Genomic DNA, 6,311 nt, shown 5'->3' on the forward strand with positions numbered 1-6,311 from the left:
ACATTTTGCTGAGAAATTTAGTGTTAAAAAAGTAGCTTAAAAGCAAATGTTAATACTATTTTAAGCTACACAAGCACTTATACATAAGGGGTTTAAGGCGATTCTGTCCTGCGAAGTATGAGTAATACATGTCATAACTATATATTCTATATTTAGATAACATTTCCTTTAAACTGGTGATTAATACATATTATATAAAGGTAATTGAAAGCTAATATAGAATTCTATAAATACACCTATAAAAGGTAGCTCATTTTAGAACATGAAAAAATTTTACTACTAATACAGTTATGAGGAGAAATTTATGATTACTGATGAAAAATATGGATTAGTTTTTGGTGGTGGCGGAGCTAAAGGTGCATATGAGATAGGAGTTTGGAAAGCTTTAAATGAATTAGAAATTGATGTGAAAGTAGTTGTGGGAACATCTGTAGGAGCTCTAAATGGAGCCATCATGGTACAAGGTGATTTTGATGTAGCACTAAGTATGTGGACCGATATGACCATGCGTAAAGTAATTGATATGGGACAAGAAGAGAATTTTTCGGAAGAAAAAAACTTAAGTGTAGCATCAATTATTAGCATTATAAAAAATTCGATATTATCAGGCGGCATGGATGTAACCCCCTTAAAAGAGCTATTATATAAGGTAATTGATGAAAAAAAGATAAGAGCATCAAAGATTAATTTTGGTATTGTTACTTTTTCTTTAACAGATTTTAGTCCAGTAAATATTTTTATAAAAGATATTCCAGAAGGTAAACTTATAGATTATTTACTCGCTAGCTCATGTTTTCCTACATTTAAACCTCAGATGATCGATAATAAACGTTACATAGATGGAGGTATATATAATAATATTCCAGTTTCACTAATATCCTCAAAAATCAAAAATATCATCGTGGTAGATGTATCAGGAGTAGGAAGAACAAAAAAAGTTGATACCAGTAATAATGAAATTATTTATATCAAGAATTCTCAATATTTAGGCAGGACGCTTCAATTTGAACCAGAAACAGTTAAAAGCAGTATGAATTTTGGTTATTTTGATACTCTTAGGGCTTTTTCAAAGACTAAAGGAAAAAGGTACTATATCCAAAATTCTGAAATCTGTAATAAAAGTGGAAACATATATATTGATCATATAACAGAAAAGGAAATAGGAAAAATGTATGAATTTTATGGTGCTAATAGCAAAAGTGTTAATCCCGGTATTATAAAAGCTATTAAATTTAGACTCCTAAGGAATATAAGAAAATATGCAGATTGTGAATTAAATAAGCATAATGTTTTTATTGCTATGTTGGAAATATGTTCAGAATGTATGGGGATAGAACGAGGGAAGTTATATAGCATAGAAGAATTAATTGATGAAATCATGAAAGAATATGAAAATTATAACAATATAAAACTGGAAACAAATATTATAAAAACAGCAAATAAATTGCTTAATATTAATAAAGAATTGGTATTCTTTAACCCAGATTTAAAGGATATATCAATCCCCACTATTAATAAAAGAAATATAATTGCTATAAGTGAGCCTAAATATTCAATAGCAAATTTATTTATGGCATTATTACTATTTAGAAGAGAGCAATAATATTTATTATATAACAACAATTACTATTGACTGAAAAATAAATTTATATTATTATATGCTTAAGAGGTTAAAATAATAAACAGTAGCAAACGTGATTGCGAAAAGCTAGAGAGCAGTTGATAGGAGCGATACTATGAGAAATATAATAGAAGTTAAGGATTTTGTAAAGAAATATGATAAATTTACAGCAGTGGACAATGTCTCCTTTGAGGTAGAAGAAGGAAGCATTTTTGCATTTTTAGGACCAAATGGAGCGGGTAAAAGTACAACCATTAATACATTGTGTACCATATTTGATAAGACATCAGGAACGCTTACCATTGATGGGAAAGACGTTTCACATGAAAAGGATGAGGTTAGAAGTGTCATTGGGGTTGTTTTTCAGGAACCTACATTGGATAATAAAATGACCGTTCTTGAGAATTTAATTATGCATTGTCACTTTTATGCTATCCCCAAAAGTGAAGTAAGTGAGCGTATCGAATTTGTTTTAAATTTAGTGGATTTATTGGATTGGAAAAAAGCAATGGTAAGCAGTCTATCTGGTGGTATGAAACGGCGTGTGGAAATAGCCAGAGCGCTGCTTCACTATCCAAAAGTATTGTTTTTAGATGAGCCAACCACAGGTCTTGACCCTCAAACAAGGGCTCATATGTGGGATTATATTGTAAAGCTTCAAAAGGAGAAGAATATCACCATTTTTCTAACAACGCATTACATGGAAGAGGCAGAGATTTGCAGCAAAGTTGCTATTATGGATGCCGGTAAAATCGTTGCAATAGATACTCCTTATCATTTGAAACAGCAATATACAAAGGATAGAGCAAATATTACAACCATTGACGAACAAGGGCTGGAGGAACTGCTAGATGCTGCTGGATTTATTTATAAGAAAAAAACCGGATATTATTCAATTGAAGTTAATAGTTTACCCAAATTGATGGACATAATAAGTGAGCAAAAAGAGGCCATAACAGATTTGGAAATTAAAAAAGGCACATTGAATGATGTATTTTTAGAAATTACCGGAAAAGATATAAGGAAGTGAGAAATTTATGGATATTATAATAGCACTATGGTTTAGAAATATTAAAATTTTTGCTCGCAATCGTGTCCAGCTTATTTTCACGATTATCATGCCATTTTTCTTTTTATATGTGTTCAGTTCCATATTTAAAAATGACAATATTGAAAATCCAGTAAACTACATGCTGGCCGGTATTGTGATAACAACAGTCTTTCAAACATCACTTACCGTTGCCACTAGTACCATCGAAGATATTGTTTCGGGATTTATGAAGGAAGTATTAGTAAGCCCAGTTAAACGAATCCAGATTGCTGCCGGTCAGCTATTATCAGCAGCAACAATAGCTACGCTTCAGGGCATTATTATTCTAATCATTGGTTATTTTATAGGACTTCAATTCACATCGTGGATAACACCATTTGCGGTAATTGGTGTAATGATCGTGGTTGGGCTTGTATTCTCGGGACTCGGACTATTTTTAGCGACTTTGGTTAAGAATTCACAAACATTCCAAGTTGTAATAACGGCGATTACAATGCCGCTTACATTTCTTTGTGGTGCTTATATACCGCTTTCATTGTTACCAAAAGTATTACAATATGTTGCTTATTTCAATCCCATGACATATACAACAGCATTTTTTAGAACCATCATACTGGAAAAGACATCTTTAACAACAAGTCAATTGGTAGAGCAGCAGCTTGCTTTTAAAATAGGAGGTTTTGTAATTACACCTCCTATCAGTATGGCCATTGTAATCATTTTTGGACTCATATTTTTACTATTATCAACTTATGTTTTTTCAAATGTTGATTTTTCGAGAATTAATCGCTCAAAAAGTAAAGAAGGGGATATATGGAGTTAGTAACAATTGTGCTAATTATACCTGTTAATTTGAAATAGATTAAGGTCTAGATAATACTTTACTAGGGTTTCCCAATATGCTAAAATAAGGCGCAAGAACATATAACAAGTTTTATTAAAAGTAATTTTAAGAATTTGTTTATCTTGTTAAGAATGGGGGAAACAATATGAAAGCATTATCTTTATTTGCTAATATAGGGGTAGCTGAAGCATATTTAGATGATATTGGAATTCAGGTAGTTTTGGCAAATGAAATTGATAAAAAACGATCAGATGTGTACTCATATATATATCCCAATACTGAAATGATTTGTGGCGATATAACCGATGAATGTACAATAACCAATATTATTAATAAGGCTAAGACATACGGGGTTGATGTAATAATTGCAACACCACCATGTCAGGGGATGAGTACAGCAGGTAAACTAGAAGAAAATGATGTGAGAAACGAATTAGTTACATATGCGGTTAGAGTCATAGCCGAAATTAAGCCTAAGTATGTAATGCTAGAAAATGTACCAATGCAACTTTTAACAAAAATCAATTACAATGGTACGATGACATTGATACCCGAGTATTTAAAAAAAGAATTGAGTGAGGAATACTTGTTCGAGTTCAAAGTAATTAATACATGCAATTATGGTGTTCCACAAACAAGGGAGCGAGTAATTTTCTTATTAACAAGGAAAGACCAAGAAAATATATGGAAGATTCCGCAAGAGGAGTTGAAAGTAAAAACATTAGAAGATGCAATTGGTCACTTGCCACAGTTAGATCCATTAATAAATGATATTGATTATGATGAGCATCTTAAGATATTTCCGGGTTATGAAAAGAATAAAGAAATAGCATTGTCTTATTCATCATGGCATACACCGCCTTCTCATGTTTATAGGCAAGTGATTTCAATTATGCATACACCTACAGGACAAACAGCTTTTAACAACATTAAAGAGCAATATAGGCCACTTAAAAAAAATGGTGAACCGGTGCGTGGATATAAAAACACATATAAACGTCAAAGGTGGGATGTACCAGCATATACGATAACAACTTATAATAGAACTATAAGTTCGCAAAACAATGTTCATCCTGGAAGATCAATGGGAGTGGACAAGAATGGGGATGAGATATATTCAGATCCAAGAGTGTTAACATTATATGAGATAATGCTAGTGATGAGCTTGCCTGAAAACTGGAATATTCCCAGGACTGTTTCAGAAAACTTTATAAGGTCAGTTATAGGAGAAGGAATACCACCTCTATTCATAAAAAAACTATTTAAACAATTGATTTAGACAAGGAGATTGAAATGTTAAAAGGATTATCATTATTCGCAAATGTTGGAATAGCAGAAGCATATTTAGAAAATATAGGTGTAGATATACTTATTGCCAATGAAATTGACGAGAAAAGAGCAAAATTTTATCAACATATATATCATAAAACTAATATGATAGTTGGAGATATTACTGATGAAAATATAAGAGCTAAAATTATAAATGAAGCTAAAGAGAAAAATGTAGATTTTATTATTGCAACTCCGCCATGTCAAGGAATGAGTATTGCAGGAAAAATGGAAGAGTTTGATGAAAGAAATCAGTTGGTATATTATGCAATTGATGTAATTAAACAAGTTAAACCTAGATTTGTATTAATTGAGAATGTTCCGAGACAGTTAAAAACAAAGATAAAAGTTGAAGAAAAAATATTACTTATACCTGAGTACATTAAAGCAGAACTAAGCGGAGAATATAATTTTAACGAAGAAACCCTTGTGAAAGCCATGGATTACGGAGTTCCACAAATGCGAAAGCGCAATATTTTCTTGTTATCAAGGAAAGATACAGGAATACATTGGGAATTTCCAGAGAAAAAGAATATTGTTACATTAAAAGAAGCTTTAAAAAACGTACCATCTTTAGATCCAATCTTGCGAGAAGGTGAAGAGTTAACACTTACAAAGTTTCCTGATTATTTGATTAAAAAGGAGGAAGGCGCAAAGGTTTCTAAATGGCATTTTCCACCTACACATTCTTGGAAAATGGTTGAATGGATGGTTCATACACCCAGCGGTTCTACCGCATTTGATAATGAAATATATTACCCACAAAAGGCAGGCGGTGTAAGAATTAAAGGCCATTATAATCATTACAGAAGGCATAGTTGGAATAAGCCTTCAAGGTCTATTACCCAAAATAATGGTGTAATTTCGTCATTAACATGTGTTCATCCGGGATATTTAATTTCCGATGACTGTACAGAAGAAGGAAGAAGATATTCTGATCCAAGAGTATTTTCTATTTATGAATTGATGATAATAACTTCACTGCCGCTTGATTGGGGCATACCGGATTGGGCAGGAGAAACATTTATACGTAAGGCTATAGGTGAAGGAATACCATCACTTTTAGTAAAAGAAATTATGGCGGGATTAATTAAACAAATATAAAACAGTATTAAAGGAAATAAAGGAGACAAATGAATAATTATCATTTATTTCCTTTATATATGTATAGATTTAATACAAACTTTTTATTATAAACTATGATTTGTGTAGTAAGTTATAGGCGAATTAGTTTTAATAGAACTCCAATTAAAAATAATTTTAAAAAAGTATAGAAAATTTGTTGACAAAATAAGAAATAGCTAGTAGAATAGTAGAAGTCGTCACATAATGACAAAACAAGTTGGTCTTTGAAAATTAAACAGAGAAATAGGTAAAATAACGAAATAATATTTCGTTAGACCAGTTAATTACTTTAGATAAACAAGTAAAATTTTAGTCGTAAGACTAAAAAGTATGTAATGAGC

Annotated in this window: 5 protein-coding genes; all 5 read left to right on the plus strand. The window is 31.4% G+C overall.

The window, feature by feature from the left end:
* Window positions 1-304: 304 nt before the first annotated feature.
* The 5 genes from ACREVU_RS09050 to ACREVU_RS09070 all read left to right on the plus strand — a co-directional run bounded on the left by ACREVU_RS09050 (window position 305) and on the right by ACREVU_RS09070 (window position 5,949).
* Window positions 305-1,603 carry a patatin-like phospholipase family protein gene (locus ACREVU_RS09050; protein WP_431551268.1) on the plus strand — a complete coding sequence of 433 codons (1,299 nt, stop codon included), beginning with the start codon at window positions 305-307 and terminating at the stop codon, window positions 1,601-1,603.
* 133 nt (window positions 1,604-1,736) lie between these two features.
* Window positions 1,737-2,651: an ABC transporter ATP-binding protein gene (locus ACREVU_RS09055; protein ID WP_431551269.1), complete on the plus strand. Its 915-nt coding sequence runs from the start codon at window positions 1,737-1,739 to the stop codon at window positions 2,649-2,651.
* Between the two features lie 7 nt (window positions 2,652-2,658).
* The gene (locus tag ACREVU_RS09060; protein ID WP_431551270.1) at window positions 2,659-3,495 is read left to right on the plus strand and encodes an ABC transporter permease; all 837 of its coding nucleotides are present in this window, start codon (window positions 2,659-2,661) and stop codon (window positions 3,493-3,495) included.
* A 166-nt stretch (window positions 3,496-3,661) separates the two neighbouring features.
* Window positions 3,662-4,795 carry a DNA cytosine methyltransferase gene (locus ACREVU_RS09065; protein WP_431551271.1) on the plus strand — a complete coding sequence of 378 codons (1,134 nt, stop codon included), beginning with the start codon at window positions 3,662-3,664 and terminating at the stop codon, window positions 4,793-4,795.
* Window positions 4,796-4,809: 14 nt separating this feature from the next.
* Complete coding sequence (locus ACREVU_RS09070) at window positions 4,810-5,949, plus strand: DNA cytosine methyltransferase (RefSeq protein ID WP_431551272.1); 1,140 nt, start codon at window positions 4,810-4,812, stop codon at window positions 5,947-5,949.
* Window positions 5,950-6,311 lie beyond the last annotated feature (362 nt).

The organism is Clostridium sp. (assembly GCF_050717535.1).
Taxonomy (GTDB): Bacteria; Bacillota; Clostridia; order Clostridiales; family Clostridiaceae; genus Clostridium_AD.